This window comes from Galbitalea sp. SE-J8 (assembly GCF_030345695.1).
Lineage (GTDB): Bacteria > Actinomycetota > Actinomycetes > Actinomycetales > Microbacteriaceae > JAUASV01.
The window spans coordinates 58,437-74,988 of the sequence record NZ_JAUASV010000003.1 but is presented as its reverse complement, the minus strand read 5'-3'; the positions used below and the strand labels follow the sequence as shown (position 1 = coordinate 74,988).

The window sequence follows — 16,552 nt, the reverse complement described above, 5'->3', positions numbered from 1 at the left end:
GCGGTGCTACTGCGCGTCGGCGACCGCGTCGTCGAGCGCGGAGAGCACATCCTTCGCCGAGCTCTTTCCGGCGAGCAGATCCTGCAGCTGGGCGGTGAGCACGTCGCCGACGCCCGGCAGCCAGGTGTCGTTCGGCGATCCGTAGAAGGTGCGTCCCGCGTAGGCAGCCTGCGCCTCGGCGAAGATCGGGTCGGAGTCCGGTGCGGCGACGCCGTCGACGACCGGGAAGGCCGCCACGCCAGTGAGCAGCTGCGGGTAGACGTCGCTCTCGAACAGGTACGCGGCGAACTCCTCGGCCGCCTTCGTGTGCCCCGGGGTCGGGTTCACGCCGAACAGGTACGGGAAGTCGCCCCACATCGACGGCTCCTTCGGGTTCTCGGTGGTCGGGAACACGAACGCGCCGACGTTGAGGTCGGTGGTGCGCACGTCCGGCAGCACCCACGGCGCCGGGAACATCGCCGCCGAGCCGTCGAGGAACGCGGCCTTCGCGGCATCCGCCGAGGTGCCGAGCGGGTCGGGCAGGTAGTACGGCTCGAGGTCCTTGACCAGCTGCACGCTGCTCTCCCAGCCGGCGTCGCCGGAGAACGTCTTGTCGCCCGCCATGATCTCCGCGCCGTTGTCGGGGTCGTTCGGCAGCACCTGCTGCGCGGTGGCGTGGAACAGGATGAACTGCAGCCACCAGCTGTCCTTGCCGGACATCGCGATCGGCGTGACGCCCGCGTCGAGCAGCTTCTTGGCGTCATCCGTCAACTCGGACAGCGTCAGGGGCGGTGCCTCAATGCCGGCCTTGGCGAAGAGGTCCTTGTTGTAGACGACGTGGTTGCCGCTCTTCGCGATCGGGAAGGCGTACGCCGAGCCGTCCTGCACCGCGTTCGGCGCCTTCTGGGCCGCGGGCTCGAGGGCGGTGAACCAGGACTGGTCGTCGAGCGGGGTGAGGTAGCCGCCCGCGACGTAGTCCGGGATGCTCGCCGGTCGGACGAGGTAGAAGTCCGGTCCGTCGGCTCCCGCCGACAGTCGCGTCTCGACGGTCTTGTCGTAGTCGTCGCTCGAGAACTGCTCGATGTTGACCGTGATGCCGGTCTTCTTCTCGAAGCCCGCGGCGATGGTCTTGAACGCCGCGCTCCACTCCGGGCCGTTGTCGGTGAGCAGGAAGCTCAGCGACTGGGGGGTGGCGGCGCTCTCGTCGTCTCCGGCGGGCGTGCTCGACGAGCACGCCGCGAGTCCGGTGGCGAGTGCGATAGCCGCCACGCCTGCTGTGGCTTTCATCCACGTGGCCATGGATCTCTCCTTCATATCTCCGTTGATAGGGGGGTCTTGCTCGGTCGGGCCGGTGCTCGCCCGAACGTCGCGGATCGAGTTCAATCGATTCAAGATATTGATAGCATGTACCCTCGCCGTGCACAAGACAACGATGGACTTGGATGGCCGGAACCCCGATAATAAGGCGAGCAAGGGGCTGTGCCCGGCCCGTCGCATCCGATTTAATCGATTGAACCAGTGCTCCAAACAGCGACCGCAAGGACGAGGTCATGACCGTCACCATCACCGACGTGCGCGTCGAGCGCGAGCCGCGCCCGACGGTCATCGACGACGCCCCGCGCATCTCCTGGACGCTCACCGGCCCGCGCGGCGTCGCCGTCGAGGAGGCGCGCGTGCTCGTGCGCCGGGGCGAGGACGTCGTGTGGACCGCGCTGGCCTCCGGGAGCGCGCGCTACGGCGCCGGCATCGACTGCCCGGGCACGGTGCTCGTCTCCGACGCGCTCTACGTCGTGGACGTCGAGGTCGTGACCGACGCGGGCAGCGCGCGCGCGTCGGGGGCGTTCCGCACCGGACTGCTCAAGGACGACGCCTGGGCGGGCGCCCGGTGGATCACGGCGCCGCCGGAGGCCCGCGCACAGGGCGCGCCCCGCTTCCGGATCGAGTTCGACGGCGGCGAGAACGCGGCGCCCGCGCGGCTGTTCCTCGCGGCGGGCGGCATCGCGCACGCCGAGCTCAACGGCGTGCCGCTCGGCGACGAAGTGCTCGGGCCCGGGTTCACGGCGTACGACCGACGGGTGCAGTACCTGTCCTGGGATCTCGCGCCCGCGCTGCGCCCCGGGCCGAACGCCCTCACCATCGAGCTCGGCCGCGGGTTCTACGGCCAGGCGGAGCCGACGGTGTGGGAGTGGGAGCGCTCGCCGTGGGCCGACGAGCCGTGCGTGCGATTCGTGATCCGCTCGGGCGAGGGCGAGGGCGAGGGCGATGCCGGGGCCGGGAGCGCCGTCGCGCGCGTGCTCGCCCGGTCGGATGCCGCGGTGCGGTGCGCGGTCGGGCCGACGGTCTACGACGACGTGTTCGGCGGTGAGAGCTGGGACGGCCGTCGCGAGCTGCCGCGCCCGGCCCACCCGGGCATCGACGACTCCGCCTGGTCCGCCGCGCTCGAGTGCGACGGACCGGCGGGGCGGCTCGTCGGCCGCCGGCAGCCGCCCGTGCGCGCGCTGGGCGAGCTCGAGGGACGCGTGCTGGGCGGCGACGGCGACGTCGTCATCCTCGACTTCGGACGCGTGATCGCCGGCACCGCGCGCGTGCGGGTGCGCGGGCCCGAGGGAGCGACGATCGCGCTGCACTACGGGGAGCGGATCGACGACGCGGGGCGCGTGGACGTCGCCGACGCCCACGGCTACTACAACGGCCGGTTCCAGGTCGACCGCCTGACCCTCTCGGGCGGCGACGACGACTGGCAGGCCCGGTTCGGCTGGAAGGGCTTCCGCTACGTCGAGGTGATCGGCTGGCCGGAGGGCGTGCCGCTCACCACCGGGTCGGTCGTGGCCGTCGTCGAGCACGCCGACCTGGAGCGCACGGGCGCGTTCACGACGAGCGACGCGCTGCTCAGCACGATCCACGAGCTCACCGTGCGCACCGCGCTCAACAACCTCGGGAGCATCCCGACGGACACGCCGAGCCTCGAGAAGAACGGCTGGACCGCCGACGGCATGCTCGGCACCGAGCTGTTCCTGCTCAACGTCGACGCCCACGAGCTGCTCGCGAAGTGGGTCGACGACATCGCGGACTCGCGTGACGCCGACGGCGTGCCGCACGTCATCGCCCCGCACGGCGGCTGGAGCTGGGACTGGTCCCCCGCGCCGACCTGGCACTCCGCCTACGTCTTCGTGCCGTGGTGGCTGTACCGGTACACGGGCGATGAGCGGGTGCTCCGCACGCACGCCGACGGCATCCTCGCCTACCTCGACGCCGAGTACGCCAGGTCCCCGGGCGGCATCGCCACGACGACCCTCGGCGACTGGGTGAGCCCCGAGACCCCGGCCGACGGGGGCAATCCGCCCGAGGACCTGCGGGTCTCCGCGACGGCGTACCTGCACGGCATGCTCGCCACGGCCGCGGCGGCGATGCGCGTGCTCGGGCGCGCGACGGATGCGGACGCGCTCGACGACCGGGCCCGCACGGTCGCCGCGGCGTTCCGGCGCGAGTTCTACGACTCGCGCGCCGCCGTGGTGCGCGGGGTCGGCGACAACGGCTACCGCCAGGCCCACAACGTGCTCGCGATCGCGCACGGCCTCATCCCCGAGGAGGATCGCGCGGCCGTCGCCGACGGCATCGCCCGCGACGTGCGCGCCCGCGACACGCACCTCAACACGGGCGCGCTCGCCACGAAGTACCTGCTGCCGGTGCTCACCGAGCACGGTCACGCCGATCTCGCCCTCGAGCTCGCGCAGCAGACGAGCTACCCGAGCTGGGGGCACTGGATCGCCCAGGGCGCCACGTCGCTGTGGGAGCACTGGCGCGCCGACGCCCGCTCGCAGAACCACTACTTCCTCGGCACGGTCGACGAGTGGCTGTTCGCGTCCGTCGCCGGGCTCGCGATCGACGACGTGGCCGACGGCGTCATCCGGATGCGCCCGCGCTTCATCGGCGCGCTGTCGAGCGCGCGAGCCCGTGCGCGCACGCCGTTCGGCCCGACGGCGATCGCCTGGGAGGTGCTCGGCGACGAGTGCACCCTGGTCGCCGAGGTGCCCCCCGGCGCGCGCGCCCTGCTCGACCTGCCGGTCGCGAGCGCGTCGCTCGTCACGGAGTCGGGCGGCCCGCTGGGCGCGGGCGCCGGGGTGGGCGTCATCCGTCCGGATCGCGGGGCGCTCGGCCTCGAGCTGGGCGGCGGACGATTCGAGTTCCGCTTCCCCGTCGACCGCGCGGAACGCGCCACAATGGACGCGATCGGAGGGGAGGCCGTGTGGCTCGAGTGACACTCCGCGACGTCGCGGAGCACGCCGGGGTGTCGACCGCGACGGTCTCGAACGCGCTCAACCGGCCCGAGCTGCTGCACCGCCGCACGCTCCAGCGCGTGCAGGCCGCGATCGAGCGCACCGGCTACGTCTCCGACGAGAGCGCGAAGCAGCTGCGCAAGGGCGTGGGCCGCGCGATCGGCCTCATCGTGTTCGACACCGGCAACCCGTTCTTCGCCGAGCTCGCCCGCGGAGCGGAGGATGCGGCGGCTCGCCGCGGTCTGTACGTGCTGCTCGCGAACAGTCGCGGCAACCCCGAGCGCGAGACGGAGTACATCCGGTTCATGGGGTCGCAGCGCGTGCGCGGCCTGATCGTCGCACCCGCGGGCGACATCTCGCGCGCCGCGCACGACTTCGCGGACCGCGACGCGCCGTTCGTCATGCTCGGCGAGGCCGAGCGCGAGGTGCCGTTCCCGACCATCTCGGGAGACGACACGCGCGGCGGCATGATGGCCGCCCGGCACCTGCTCGACCTCGGGCGCCGCCGCATCGCGTGGGTCGGCGGGCCGCTCACCGTGTCGCAGCTCGCCCACCGCCTGGCCGGGGCCCGCGCGGCGGTCGCCGAGGTGCCGGATGCCGCGCTCAGCCACGTGCCGACCGAGACCCAGGACATCGAGGCCGGCATCGCCGCGGGCGAGCGCCTGCTCGCGCTGCCCGCCGGGGAGCGACCGGATGCCGTCCAGGCCGGCACCGACCTGCTCGCGCTCGGCGTCATCCAGGCGCTGCAGCGCGACGGCCGCCTGCGCGTGCCGGAGGACGTCGCGGTGATCGGCTACGACGACATGCCGTTCGCGGCCTCGGTGTCCGTGCCGCTCTCGACCGTTCGGCACCCGACGAGCCTCATGGGCAAGACCGCGATCGACCTGCTGCTCGACGAGACGCCGGCCGAGGACACCGCCCGTCGCCACCTGGTGTTCCTGCCGGAGATCGTCGTGCGTGCGAGCACCGCCCCGCCCCCACCCGCCTGAGGCGACGCGGATCGCTCCTCCAGCGCCCGTCGAACGATGACCTGCGTCGCCTCACGGGGTCAGTCGGCACGCTCCAGCGCGAAGACCCCGTGCCCGAAGCCGTCGACCCGCACCCGGTCGCCGTCGATCGCGACGCCCGTGCCCGCGAGGCGCCGAACGCGGGCGCCGGCCACGCCCTCGACCGGCGCCTCGACCGCATCCCGGTGCGGGTTGAGCGCCACGAGGTGCGTGTCGCCGCGCAGGAAGACGAACGGGTAGCCGGCCGCGAGCACGGTGCGCGAGGCGGCCGGGCCGAGTGCGGCGGTCGCCCTCCGCAGCCGCACGAGCTCGCGCACGAAGCGCAGCAGCGAGCCCGGGTCGTCGATCTGCGCCGCGACCGTCGGCCGGTCCGCCCCGGGATCCTGCGGCAGGTACAGCCGCGACGGGTCGGCGGTCGAGAACCCGTCGTTCGGCAGGCCGGCGTCCCACTGCATCGGGGTGCGGCATCCGGCCCGGTTGAATCGCGGATCCCAGATGCTGCCCTCGCGGTCGGGCAGGCCCGTGAGGTAGCGCATCCCGATCTCGTCGCCGTAGTAGACCGACGGGATGGTGCCCCAGGTGAGCAGCAGGGTGAACGCGGCCCGCAGCTGGTCGCCGGTGCGGGGCCCGCACGCGAGCCGGGAGAAGTCGTGGTCCGAGGAGGGCAGCACGAGCGCCCGCTCGGGGCCGACGAGCGCCTCCCGCGCGTCCCAGCGCGCGAGGAACGTCTCGAGCGCGCGCGTGCCGGCGGCGACGTCGCCGTCCGGGTCGAAGTAGCACGGCTCGACCGCGTGCTGCCACGGCAGGATGCCGGCGCCGCCGTTGTTGAACAGCGCGCTGTGCTCGGGGTGGATGACGAGCGCGAAGTCGGCGTCGAAGTCCGCGCGCTGCCCGGCATCCGGTGTCTGCGCCTCGTCGCTCTCCGGGATCAGCACGGCGTCCGGATGCGCGGTGCGCAGCCACGCCCGGAGGTCGCGCCAGAGCGCCGTCGTCGCCGCGAGGTCCGGGTCGTCCTTGACGAGCGAGAACGCCATGTCGACCCGGAACCCGGCGACGCCGCGCTCGACCCAGAACCCGATGATCTCCCGCAGTGCTCGCCGGTTGGCCCGTGGGCCGGGCGCATCCGGCGGCTCCCGCCACGGCTCGTCGGGGTCGAGCCGGGCGTATCCGAAGTTGAGCGCCGGCTGCTCGTCGAAGAAGTTCTTGAGGTACCACCCGGGCCGCGGCCCCGGACTCGCCACGAGCCGGCGGCCGGGCCGGTCGGCCCAGATGTAGCGGTCGTCGGCCGGGTCGGCGGCCGAGGCCGCGAACCACGGGTGATCGATCGAGGTGTGGCCGGCGACGAGATCGAGCAGCACGCGGATGCCGCGGGCTCGCGCCTCGGCGATCAGCTCGACCATGTCGTCGTTGCTGCCGTAGCGCGGGGCGATCCGGAGGTAGTCGGACACGTCGTACCCCGCGTCGCGGAACGGCGAGCGGAAGCACGGGTTGAACCAGATGACGTCGACGCCGAGCCAGTGCAGGTAGTCGAGCCTCTCGATCACGCCGCGCAGGTCGCCGATGCCGTCGCCGTCGCCGTCGCTGAACGACTGCGGATAGATCTCGTAGATCACGGCATCCGTCAGCCAGGCGGGGGGTGTGGTCATGGGCACCAGTCTCTCCCGCGGGCCGGCGCCGCTACGCCGTCGGCTCGCTGCTCGGTCAGCACCGCGCGGACGGCGTCGATGATCCGCGTCGCGCGATCGTCCTCCCCCGTCTCGAGCCGGTTCGTGATGAAGGCGAGGCCGGTGCGGGTGCCGGGGTCCGCGAGGGCGACCTGGCCGCCGGCACCGTCGTGGCCGAACGAGCCCGCCGACAGGTAGCGCCGCGCCCCGGAGTCGAGCTGGAAGCCCATCCCGCGCCGCGACCACGGCGGCGGGCGCCCGAACACGGGCCGTCCGGCGCTCACCGGGACGGTCGCGAGGCGCACCGCGGCCTCGTCGAGCAGCCGCACGCCGTCCGTGTCCACGACGGTCGCGGACATCGTCTTCGCGAGCGCTCGCGCGGTGGCGATGCCCCCGGCGCCGGGCACCTCGGCCGCCCGGATGCGCGGGTCGTTGAACCCCGTCCCCGCGCCCACGAGCTCCACCGGGAACGCCCCGCCGAGCGTGAGCGAGCGCACGCCCCAGTCCGGCGCGTCGGGGGTGCGCTGCGCGGCCGACTCCTCCGCTGAGTCGGGCCGGGCGACCACGAGGTCCGCGACGCGGCCGGCGGCGTCAGCGGGCAGCCCGATCCAGATGTCCCCGTGCAGCGGCTCGGCGATGCGCGCGCGGAGGGCCTCGCCGACCGAGACCCCGGTCACCCGGCGGATCAGCTCGCCGGCCAGCCAGCCGAAGGTCAGCGCGTGGTACTCGTGCCCGCTCCCGGGAGGCCAGAGCGGCTCCTGGCGCGCGAGGAGCGCGGTCATGGCACCCCAGTCGGCCACCCGCTCGACGCTCACGTCCTCCCGCGGCGCCGAGAGGCCCACGCGGTGCGCGAGGATGTCGCTCACCCGCGCGTGCTCCTTGCCGGCCCGGGCGAACTCGGGCCAGTAGTCGGCGACGAGCGCGTCGTAGTCGAGCGACCCCTCGCTCACGAGCTGCGCCGCGAGCACCGCCACGAGGGCCTTCGTGCAGGAGAAGATCACGGATGCGGTGTCCCGCTCCCACGGCACACCGCCCGCCGCGTCGCGGGTGCCGCCCCAGAGGTCGACCACGGCCTCCCCGTCGACCCACACCGAGAGCGCCGCGCCGCACGGCGCCCGACCCTCGAGCGCGCCCCGGAACGCGTCCCCCACCGCCTCGAACCCGGCCGCGGTCCGTCCCGCGACACCGGCGGACGCCGCCGGGGCGGGGCGCTCGGGGCTCATCGACGCAGTCGCGTCGGCGGTGGCGCCGCGGTGAGGTCCAGGCCGGGGAGCTGCTCCGCGAGCGCGGTGGCCCAGCGGTAGCCGGAGTCGAGCGTGCGGCCCGCGATGTGCGGGGTGTGCAGCACGTTCGCGCGCCCGAGCAGCGGGTCGCCGAGCGGCACCGGCTCCACGTCGAACACGTCCGCGGCGAGCGCGAGCTCGTCGCCGACCACCCGGCGGCGGAGCTCCTCGACGTCGCAGATCGCGGCGCGCGTGGCGAGCACGACGAGCGATCCGTCGGGGATCGAGCGGATCAGCTCGGCCGTGACGAGCCCGCGCGTCGCGTCGGTGAGCGGCACCATCGGCACGAAGATCTCCGCGTCGAGCGGGAGCCGCTCGAGCCGCCACTCGCGCCGGGCACCCGACCGGTGGAACGCCGGCTCGGCCGCGAACGGGTCCCAGGCCGCGACCTCCGCGCCGAGCATCGACACGAAGCTCGCGTACCGGCTCGCGATGTTGCCGGCGCCGACGATGCGCACGCGCTTGCCGTCCACCGTGCCGCTCGTGAAGCGCAGGTCGTCGCTCAGCTGCTCGGCCTCGTACTCCCACGCGGGGCCGGGGCCCGCGAGCACGCCTCGCGCGCGGCGGGTGATCCCGCGCAGCGCGTCGATCGTCAGCCCGAGGGCGAACTCCGACACCGACTGCGCCCAGTAGCCCTCCGACGGATGCCCGAGCCGGCGGATGCCGCGCGCCGCCAGGAGCGCGTCGGTCGCCGGATCCGAGGCGTAGCCGGTGGCCGTGAACGCCTCGCGCAGGGCGGGATACCCGTCGAGCTCGGCGGCGCCCGGCCCGCCGCCGAGCCAGAACAGCCGCTCGACCGCTGCGGAGCCGGCCGGCACCGCTCCGTCCTCGACCCGGATGAGCTCGACCTCCGCGGCCGGCTCGAGCAGCTCCCGCAGCCGGTCGGCGCTCACCGGCCAGATCTCGTCGAACCGGGGGAAGACGACGATTCTCGTGGTCATCCGTGCTCCTTCGCGAACGCGCTCCAGCGCGCGTCGATCTCGTCATCGGTCAGGTCCGCGCCGCCCACCACGACGCCGTAGCCGAACTCGCGCGAGGCGCCCGCGGCGAGCTCCCACGGACCGGCGATGCTCGGCGAGGGCCCGACGCCGAGCTGGTGGTCGATGCGCCACGGCACGGGATGCTCGAGGTTCTGCGGGTGGTCGAGGAGCGCGACGCGCGCGACGCGTCCCGTCTCCGGCAGCGGCATCGTCACCGCCACCCAGCGCGCCCGGTTCGCGGGTCCCGCGCTGCCCTCGCTGTCGATCGCGGATCCGCCGGCCCCGGGCCGGAACGGCATCCGCAGGAACAGCCCGCCGTAGTCGTACCGTCCGAAGGCGAGCGCGCGGTCCGCGGTCAGGGTCCACGCCAGGCGCAGCTCGAGCCGGCCGTCGTCCGACCGCAGGCTCCAGTGCTGGCGGTCGCGGAACATCCGCTCGCCTCCCGGGTCGAGGTAGTCGGTCGCCACGCTCCACGACGCGCGGCCCGCCGCCTCGTCCGCGTCGAGCACGCGCGACGCGAACGAGCCGTCCGTGGCGGCGTTGCCGGGCGCGAGGCCCTCCGACCAGAAGCCCACGCCGTTGACGTCGTTGAGCCCGATGTACAGGCCGTGCTGCCACGGGTGGTGGCCGGGCCGGTCCTCGGTGACGCTGCCCGCGCCATCCGGAGCCTCGATCGGGTGCAGGTACGGGCGCCCGTCCGCCGGTGCGGTGTGCACGAGGATCGGGCGCGCGGCCCGAGCGGCGTGCACGGCGACACGGTGCTCGTCGCTCTCGATGCGCAGCTCAGACACGGACGGCTCCTCGGAAATCGGGCAGGCGGACCTCCCGGCCCGTGACGGACGACTCGTGGGCGGCGATGCCCGCCGCCGTCCAGTTGGCCGAGGCGTACACGTCCGGGAACGGCGGGCGATCGTCGCGGACGGCGCTCACGAACTCGTGCGCGAGGTGCGGATGCGACCCGCCGTGCCCGCTGCCCTGCGTGAACGAGAGGTGCTTGTGCTCGTCGGCGTCGTACACGCCGTGCGCCGTGAACTCGCCGATCTCGGCCGGCAGCAGGTGGGCGAAGTCGGGGATGTCGACCCGATCGCCGCGCTCGCCGACGAACACGACGGGGCGCTCGCGCTCGAGCTGCTGCCACTCGTAGCTGCGGAGCGACCCGTAGACGTCGAAGCTCTCGATGTACTCCCGCGCGACGTCGTACAGCGAGCGCGTGACCTCCATCGCGAGGTCGGAGTCGCGCAGCCGGAACAGCGCGGTCTGCACCGCGAACGGCGGACCGGCCGACCCGTCGTCGCGGCGCACCCGCCCCGATCCGAGGCAGACGACGCTCTCCGCCTCGGCCCGGGCGAGCGCGAGCAGCGGCGACACGGCGTGGGTCGCGTAGTGCATCGGCGGCAGGTCGCGCCAGTACGCCGGCCAGCCGGCCATCTCCTGCAGGTGGGCCCCGCGCAGGAACTGGATGCGCCCGAGCTCGCCGCTCTCGACGAGCGACCGGGCGTAGAGGAACTCCCGCGTGTAGACCGCGGTCTCCATCATCATGTAGCGCCGGCCGGAGCGCTGCACGGCGTCGACGATGCGGGCGATGTCCTCGAGCGTCGTCGCCATCGGCACGGTGCACGCGACGTGCTTTCCGGCCTCGAGCGCGGCGATCGCCTGCTCGGCGTGCGCCCCGATCGGCGAGTTGATGTGGATCGCGTCGATCTCGTCGTCCTCGAGCATGGCGGCGAGGCTCGGGTAGCGGCGCTCGACCCCGAAGTGGTCGGCGACGCGCGCGAGCTGCTCCTCGGAGCGCTGGCAGACCGCGACGAGCTCCGCATCGGGGTGGGCCTGGTAGATCGGGATGAACTCGGCGCCGAAGCCGAGCCCGACGATGCCGATCCGCACGGTGCGGGTCATGGTGTCCTTTCGATGGCTGACGGATGCTGCGGTGCGCGATCCGGACGGGCGGGCGGGCGTCATCCCTTGACCCCGCTGCTCGCGAGGCCGGAGATGAAGCGGCGCTGCAGGGCGAGGAACAGGAGCACGAGCGGCGCGAGCAGGATGACGCCGGCCGCGTTCACGAGTCCGTAGTTCTGGGCGTAGCCCTGGCTGAAGTTGAGGAACGCCGTCGCCACCGGGAAGAGCTCGGGGTCGCTCAGGAAGGTCACGCAGAACAGCAGCTCGGAGTACGCGCCGAGGCCCGACAGCAGGCCGACGGTGAGGAATCCGGGCAGCGAGAGCGGCAGCACGATCCGGGTCGCGACGCGCCACTCGGACGCTCCGTCGATGCGCGCCGCCTCATCCAGGCTCCTCGGGATGCCGATCAGGAACGTGCGCAGCAGCAGCACCGAGAACGGGGTGTTGAGCGCGACGTAGATCACGATGAGCCCGAACAGCGTGTCGATGAGCCCGAGCTGCACCCAGAGGAAGAACAGCGGCACGATGAACATCTGCACGGGCAGCGAGATGACGAAGTACAGGTAGTTCTCGATGCCGCGGCGCAGCGGCAGGTCGAGCCGGGCCATGGCGTAGGCCGCGGGCCCCGCGCACAGCCACGTGCCGGCGATCGTGCCGCTCACCACGACGACCGTGTTGAGCAGGCCGCGGCCCATGTTCCCCTGCACCCAGGCCTCGACGAAGTTCGCGAACTCGAACGAGGTCGGGAAGCCGAGCGGGTTCGCCCCGATCTCGTAGTTCGACTTGAGCGAGTTGAACACCATGACGAGCACGGGCAACGCCGCGAACAGGGCGAGCAGCACGAGCACGAGGTACGACACCGGGGTGCGCCGCGAGCCGCCGGGATGCACGCGCTCGCGCGCCGGGGCGTCGGTGTGGATGGCCATCAGGACTCGTCCTCCCGCCGGCGCAGCACCGCGAACACGATGAGCAGGATGCCGCTGAGCCCGCTCAGCGTGATCGCCATCGCGGAGCCGTACCCCGCCTCGAGCGACTGGAACGCGGTGCGGTTGATGAGCAGCGCCGCGAGGTCGCTCGAGCCGGCGGGGCCGCCGCCGGTGAGGATGAAGCCGTAGTCGAAGGCGAGCAGCGAGCCGAGGGCGATCATCGTGAGGGCGAAGATGATGGTCGGACGGATGCCGGGCAGGGTGACGTGGCGGAACTCCTGGAGGGCGTTCGCGCCGTCGATGCGCGCCGCCTCGTACAGGTTGCCGTCGATGCCGCCCATCGCCGCGAGGAAGAGCACGACGAGGAAGCCCCAGAAGTGCCAGTTGTCGACGAACATGACGCTGCCGAGGGAGAGCGCCGGGTCGCCGAGGAAGTACACGTCGTCGAGCCAGTCGATCCCGATCCGGTGCAGACCCGCGGCGACGCCGGTGTTCGGGTCGAGCAGGTTCTTCCAGATCTGCGCGTTGACGACGCTCACCATGATGTACGGCAGGAAGAACAGCACGCGGAACAGGGCCGCACCGCGCCGGATCCGCGACAGCATGAACGCCCCGGCCAGCCCCATCCCGAGCGGCACGGTGAGGAACACGACGAGGTAGATCGCGTTGTGCGTGAGCGCGTTCCAGAACCGGTCGTCGCCGGCGAGGCGCACGAAGTTGTCGACCCCGATGAACCGCGGCGCCGAGATGCCGTTCCAGTCCGTGAAGGCGTAGACGATGCTGCTCACGCCGGGACCGGCGATCACGAGCAGGTTCACGAGCAGCGCGGGTGCGACGAAGAGCACCGCGACGATCCGGGACCGCCGTCGCAGGCTCCCCCGGCGGGGCGCGCGGGGCGTCGCCGCCGCGGGGGGCGCGGGGCGGACGAGTGTCGAGGTCATCGCACCGCCGTGCCGAACACGGGCGGGATGGTGCCCGCGTCGTAGTCCTTCTGGAACGCGGCATCCATCCCGGCGCAGAACGTCGCCGCCGAGAGCTCGCCCGTGAACAGCTTGTCCATGTTGTCCCAGATGTAGGTCTCGGCGCCCGACCCCCACGAGGTCCACGTCACGTAGCCGACCATGCCGGCATCCGAGGCCTCGTTGATCGCCGTGTACTGGGCGGCGTAGCGCGGGTCGATGTCGGCGGGCACGTCGGAGGGCTCGAACCGGATCGGGATCGGGTTGCCGCCCGTCTTGGCGACCGCCTTCCACATGTTCGCGGTGTCGGACAGGTACCAGGCCAGGTAGTCCTGGGCGACGTCCACGTCGCCCGCCTTCGCGTTCACGGAGAGCGTGTTGCCGACCGAGAGCGGATACACGTCGCTCGGCACGTCGGGCGCGAGCGGCGGCAGGGCGACCCAGTCCCAGTCGGAGGAGTTGCCGTTCACGCCGAAGTACTCGGGCAGGCTGCCCATCTCCCAGCTGCCGGAGAGCAGCATCCCGGCCTTGCCGTCGGCGAAGTTCGCGTAGACCTGCGGGAACGACAGCGTGAAGTACTGCTTCGTGCCTCCCGCGAAGTAGCCGCGCTCGAAGTAGTCCTGCACGAGCTTCACGGTGTCGACGAACGCCGGATCGGTCCAGGCGATCTCGTCGTTCAGCGCCTGATTGATGCGCCGCGGGCCCGCGACCTCGTTGAAGAACGAGGACAGGATCCACTCGCCGACGCCCTCGTAGTCGGCGGCGCCGTTGCCGAACGGCACGACGCCCGCGTCGATCATCTCGTCCGCGAGCTTCTCGAGCGAGGCCCGATCGGTCGGCGGCTGCCAGCCGTGCTTCTCGAAGAGCGTCGTGTTGTAGTAGAGCACCATCGACTCGTAGCCGGACGGGATCGCCTGCAGCTTGCCGTCGATGTAGCTCATGTCGAACGCCCAGGGCAGGATGCTGTCCTTCCAGTGCTCGCGCTCGGCGAGCGGCCCGAGGTCGAGGAAGTAGCCGGCCTCGGCGTACGGGATCGCGCTCGTCGAGCCCGCGGTCTCGATGATGTCCGGCCCGCGACCAGCCGCGAGCGAGGTCTTCACCTTGGTGGTGAAGTTCTTGTCGGTCAGCGGCGTCGTGTGCACGGTGACGTCCGGGTGCTGCGCCTCGAACGGATCGACGTACAGGGTCTGGTACTCCTGCACCTTGTCGGGGTCGGTCGACTCGAGGCCGTACCAGAGGTTGAGCGTGCCCTTGCCGCCGGGCGCGGAGGAGCCGCACGCCGCCGTCATCGCGGCGATCGCGATCACGCTCGCGACGGCGGCTGCGCGTCGGCCCCGCGAGCGGGCACGGATGCGAGAAACTCCGGATACGGCCATGGTCAACTCCCTTGTTGCAACACCTGGCTACTCCCGACGACGCTACGGGCCTCGCGCGATGCGATCCATGCGTAATCCCGCAGCATCCCGACGCTTTCCGGCCGGCGCTCTTGCCCCGCGCCGCGGCCCGGCGGGGATAATCGCGACATGCCCCTCGCCGATGAGCGCACGCGCCACGTCGCGCTCGTCATCGAGACGTCGAACGCCTACGCGCGAGGGCTGCTCGGCGGCGTTCGTCAGTACCTGGCCACGAGGCCGCGCTGGTCGATCTACATCGGCGAGCACAGTCGCCAGGACACCGACCTGTCCTGGCTCGAGGGCTGGCACGGCGACGGGGTGATCGCGCGGATCGAGAACCAGCTGACCGCGCGGCAGGTTCGGCGGCTCGGCCTCCCCGTGGTCGACGTCAGCGCCGCCGGACTCGCGCCGGAGTTCCCGATCGTCGAGACCGACGACGACGCCATGGCGCGGCTGGCCGTCCAGCACTTCGCCGAGCGCGGCATCCGCACCTTCGCGTTCGTCGGCGAGTCCCGGTTCGCCTGGTCGACCAAGCGACGCAACGGTTTCCGCGCGCACGCCGCCGCACGCGGCGCGCAGCCGCACGAGTTCCTGCTGCGCGCGACGGGGACCGCGGCCGTCAACCGCCGCGACCTGGTCGAGTGGCTCCGCGAGCTGCCCAAGCCGGTGGGCGTGCTCGCGAGCTACGACATCCACGGCCAGGAGGTGCTCGAGGCGTGCAAGATCGCCGCGATCCAGGTGCCCGAGGAGGTCGCGGTGCTCGGCGTCGACAACGACGAGCTGCTCTGCACCCTGACCTCGCCGCCGATGTCGAGCATCCAGCCGGACACCGCGCGCACCGGGCGGATGGCCGCCGAGCTGCTCGACGAGATGATGGCGGGCCGCGGCCGGGCGCCGATGCTGCACCTGGTCGAGCCGCTCGGCGTCGTGACCCGGGAGTCGAGCGACCTGCTCGCGGTCGACGACGTCGACGTGGCGCGGGCGCTGCGCTTCATCCGCGAGAACGCGCACCGGCCGATCCCGGTCGGCGAGGTCGCGCGGCACGCGGGGCTCGCGCGGCGCACCCTGGACTACCGCTTCGCCGCGACGCTCGGCCGCACGGCGCACGACGAGATCGCCCGCGTGCGCATGGAACGCGTCGCCGACCTGCTGCTGCACACCGACTGGACGCTGCCGCGCGTCGCCGAGCACCTCGGCTTCGCGCACGCGGAGTACATGGGCATCGCGTTCCGTCGCCGCTTCGGCGTGCCCCCGGGCGAGTTCCGCAAGAGACGCCCCTGATCCCCGACCGGTGGACTCGAGAGGGTCAGGAGCTCGTCGGATGCCGCCAGTCGCCGATCGCGCGATCGAGCGCCGTCCGCATGACGGCCAGGTCCGGGCGCACCCCGGTCCACAGCTCGACGTTGCGCGCGGCCTGCTGGGCGAGCATCCCCCGTCCGTCGAGCGTGCGCGCGCCGCGCTCGGCGGCCGCGCGCAGGAACGGCGTCACCGGCGGATTCGGGATGACGTCGCACACCACGACGCCGGCCCGGATCGTCTCGAGATCGACCGCGAGGCGCTCGTCGATGCGCGGCGCGAGCCCGACCGAGGTCGCGTTGACCACGACCGTGGCGTCCGCCGCGACCGCGTGATCGCCGAGCCACGCCTCGGCCCGGGCCGTGGCCGTTGTGCCCTCGACGATGACGTCGGCCAGGGCACGGGCCTTCTCCACGTCGCGGTTCACGATCGTCACGCTCGCCGCGCCCGCGAGGGCGAGCTCGACCGCGATCGCCCTGCCCGCGCCGCCCGCGCCGAGCACGACGACCCGCTGGCCCGCGGGATCGACGATCTCCCGCAGCGCCGCGACGAACCCCTGCCCGTCGGTGTTCTCGCCGACCCAGGCGCCATCGCGCTCGACGGCGCAGTTCACCGCGCCGATGAGCCGCGCGGACTGCGCGAGCTCGTCGAGCAGCGGGATGACGGCCTGCTTGTGCGGAAGGGAGCAGTTGAACCCGAGCCAGCCCATCGCCTTCGCTCCCGCCACCGCCGCCGCGAGCCCCGCGGGCCGCACCTCGGCGTTGACGTAGCGCGCGAGGATGCCGTGGTGCGCGTACGCCGCCTCGACCATCGCGCCGGTCGGGTTGCCGCCCGCGGGCGACGAGAACGAGCCGGTCAGGGACGGCATGAGCGGAGTCGGCTCGACCATGC

13 protein-coding genes are annotated in these 16,552 nt (G+C 72.8%); 3 read left to right on the top strand and 10 right to left on the bottom strand.

Annotated elements, in window-relative coordinates; translation table 11 throughout:
* Nucleotides 1-6: 6 nt before the first annotated feature.
* Nucleotides 7-1,278, bottom strand: a complete 1,272-nt coding sequence (locus tag QT381_RS03385) for an ABC transporter substrate-binding protein (RefSeq protein WP_289247320.1) — start codon at nt 1,276-1,278, stop codon at nt 7-9.
* Between the two features lie 251 nt (nt 1,279-1,529).
* Between QT381_RS03385 and QT381_RS03380 the strand changes: the two genes are divergently transcribed.
* Nucleotides 1,530-4,238, top strand: a complete 2,709-nt coding sequence (locus tag QT381_RS03380; protein WP_289247319.1) for an alpha-L-rhamnosidase — start codon at nt 1,530-1,532, stop codon at nt 4,236-4,238.
* The gene (locus QT381_RS03375; protein ID WP_289247318.1) at nt 4,226-5,245 is read left to right on the top strand and encodes a LacI family DNA-binding transcriptional regulator; all 1,020 of its coding nucleotides are present in this window, start codon (nt 4,226-4,228) and stop codon (nt 5,243-5,245) included. The genes QT381_RS03380 and QT381_RS03375 overlap by 13 nt, the downstream gene beginning before the upstream one ends.
* 59 nt (nt 5,246-5,304) lie before the next feature.
* Here the strand turns inward: QT381_RS03375 and QT381_RS03370 are convergent, their stop codons facing one another.
* The 8 genes from QT381_RS03370 to QT381_RS03335 all read right to left on the bottom strand — a co-directional run bounded on the left by QT381_RS03370 (nt 5,305) and on the right by QT381_RS03335 (nt 14,347).
* Nucleotides 5,305-6,909 (bottom strand): alpha-amylase family glycosyl hydrolase, encoded by a 1,605-nt coding sequence (locus tag QT381_RS03370; protein ID WP_289247317.1) that lies wholly within the window; start codon nt 6,907-6,909, stop codon nt 5,305-5,307.
* Nucleotides 6,906-8,150: a serine hydrolase domain-containing protein gene (locus tag QT381_RS03365; RefSeq protein WP_289247316.1), complete on the bottom strand. Its 1,245-nt coding sequence runs from the start codon at nt 8,148-8,150 to the stop codon at nt 6,906-6,908. The genes QT381_RS03370 and QT381_RS03365 overlap by 4 nt, the downstream gene beginning before the upstream one ends.
* Nucleotides 8,147-9,151 carry an NAD(P)-dependent oxidoreductase gene (locus QT381_RS03360; RefSeq protein ID WP_289247315.1) on the bottom strand — a complete coding sequence of 335 codons (1,005 nt, stop codon included), beginning with the start codon at nt 9,149-9,151 and terminating at the stop codon, nt 8,147-8,149. The genes QT381_RS03365 and QT381_RS03360 overlap by 4 nt, the downstream gene beginning before the upstream one ends.
* Nucleotides 9,148-9,981, bottom strand: coding sequence for a DUF6807 domain-containing protein (locus QT381_RS03355; RefSeq protein ID WP_289247314.1), 834 nt, complete (start codon nt 9,979-9,981; stop codon nt 9,148-9,150). Before QT381_RS03355 ends, QT381_RS03360 begins: the two co-directional genes overlap by 4 nt.
* Complete coding sequence (locus QT381_RS03350) at nt 9,974-11,086, bottom strand: Gfo/Idh/MocA family protein (protein ID WP_289247313.1); 1,113 nt, start codon at nt 11,084-11,086, stop codon at nt 9,974-9,976. The genes QT381_RS03355 and QT381_RS03350 overlap by 8 nt, the downstream gene beginning before the upstream one ends.
* Before the next feature lie 59 nt (nt 11,087-11,145).
* Nucleotides 11,146-12,012, bottom strand: coding sequence for a carbohydrate ABC transporter permease (locus QT381_RS03345; RefSeq protein ID WP_289247312.1), 867 nt, complete (start codon nt 12,010-12,012; stop codon nt 11,146-11,148).
* Nucleotides 12,012-12,857, bottom strand: coding sequence for a carbohydrate ABC transporter permease (locus QT381_RS03340; RefSeq protein WP_289247311.1), 846 nt, complete (start codon nt 12,855-12,857; stop codon nt 12,012-12,014). Before QT381_RS03340 ends, QT381_RS03345 begins: the two co-directional genes overlap by 1 nt.
* A 92-nt stretch (nt 12,858-12,949) precedes the next feature.
* The gene (locus tag QT381_RS03335) at nt 12,950-14,347 is read right to left on the bottom strand and encodes an ABC transporter substrate-binding protein (RefSeq protein WP_289247310.1); all 1,398 of its coding nucleotides are present in this window, start codon (nt 14,345-14,347) and stop codon (nt 12,950-12,952) included.
* 147 nt (nt 14,348-14,494) lie between these two features.
* On the opposite strand from QT381_RS03335, the gene QT381_RS03330 reads away from it, so the two are divergent.
* The gene (locus tag QT381_RS03330; protein WP_289247309.1) at nt 14,495-15,646 is read left to right on the top strand and encodes an AraC family transcriptional regulator; all 1,152 of its coding nucleotides are present in this window, start codon (nt 14,495-14,497) and stop codon (nt 15,644-15,646) included.
* A gap of 25 nt (nt 15,647-15,671) precedes the next feature.
* Here QT381_RS03330 and aroE read toward each other — a convergent pair whose 3' ends face one another.
* A complete protein-coding gene (gene aroE / locus QT381_RS03325) occupies nt 15,672-16,550 on the bottom strand; it encodes a shikimate dehydrogenase (RefSeq protein WP_289247308.1) in 879 nt (292 codons plus the stop codon).
* Nucleotides 16,551-16,552 lie beyond the last annotated feature (2 nt).

What these genes read in the sequence shown, in the direction of transcription:
- QT381_RS03385 (WP_289247320.1), bottom strand. Translation starts at nt 1,278, where the DNA reads ATGGCCACGTGGATGAAAGCCACAGCAGGCGTGGCGGCTATCGCACTC.
- QT381_RS03370 (WP_289247317.1), bottom strand. Translation starts at nt 6,909, where the DNA reads ATGACCACACCCCCCGCCTGGCTGACGGATGCCGTGATCTACGAGATC.
- QT381_RS03380 (WP_289247319.1), top strand. Translation starts at nt 1,530, where the DNA reads ATGACCGTCACCATCACCGACGTGCGCGTCGAGCGCGAGCCGCGCCCG.
- QT381_RS03360 (WP_289247315.1), bottom strand. Translation starts at nt 9,151, where the DNA reads ATGACCACGAGAATCGTCGTCTTCCCCCGGTTCGACGAGATCTGGCCG.
- QT381_RS03335 (WP_289247310.1), bottom strand. Translation starts at nt 14,347, where the DNA reads ATGGCCGTATCCGGAGTTTCTCGCATCCGTGCCCGCTCGCGGGGCCGA.
- QT381_RS03330 (WP_289247309.1), top strand. Translation starts at nt 14,495, where the DNA reads ATGCCCCTCGCCGATGAGCGCACGCGCCACGTCGCGCTCGTCATCGAG.
- QT381_RS03365 (WP_289247316.1), bottom strand. Translation starts at nt 8,150, where the DNA reads ATGAGCCCCGAGCGCCCCGCCCCGGCGGCGTCCGCCGGTGTCGCGGGA.
- QT381_RS03345 (WP_289247312.1), bottom strand. Translation starts at nt 12,012, where the DNA reads ATGGCCATCCACACCGACGCCCCGGCGCGCGAGCGCGTGCATCCCGGC.
- aroE (WP_289247308.1), bottom strand. Translation starts at nt 16,550, where the DNA reads ATGGTCGAGCCGACTCCGCTCATGCCGTCCCTGACCGGCTCGTTCTCG.
- QT381_RS03350 (WP_289247313.1), bottom strand. Translation starts at nt 11,086, where the DNA reads ATGACCCGCACCGTGCGGATCGGCATCGTCGGGCTCGGCTTCGGCGCC.